Here is a 397-nt window from a genome sequence, read left to right as displayed (position 1 = left end):
TTCACTCCCATTAAAGCTCCTTTGATTTTGGGGTTGCGGCGCAACGAGTTCCAAAACGGCAATGTCCCTAAAATGAGGAGAAACGCTGGCAAGAAAATAGCAACTGTTGCTAGCAATCCGCCTTGCCAACCATTTATGACTGCACCGATATAGGCTGCAAATGTAAATAAAGGTCCTGGAACTGCTTGGGCTGCACCGTATCCAGCAAGGAATTCTTCTGCACTTAGCCAACCATCTGGTACAAATTCACGCTCAAGTAATGGCAACACGACATGACCTCCACCAAATACAAGCGAACCAGCACGATAGAAACTATCAAACATTGCAATCCAATTTAGGTTCGTTGCTTCTCTTAGAAGTGGAAGGGCAATGAGCAATCCAAAAAATAAGGTTAAAC

At 44.3% G+C, this 397-nt stretch carries 1 protein-coding gene; it reads right to left on the bottom strand.

The window, feature by feature from the left end:
* Positions 1 to 397, bottom strand: a 397-nt coding sequence (locus tag KH400_RS21800; RefSeq protein WP_217228205.1) for a chromate transporter, incomplete at both ends; no start/stop codon positions are given.

Origin of the sequence: Desertibacillus haloalkaliphilus, assembly GCF_019039105.1 — a bacterium.
GTDB classification, from domain to species: domain Bacteria; phylum Bacillota; class Bacilli; order Bacillales; family KJ1-10-99; genus Desertibacillus; species Desertibacillus haloalkaliphilus.
The sequence above is the reverse complement of the archived record's forward strand: the minus strand, read 5'-3'. Positions and strand labels throughout refer to the sequence as shown.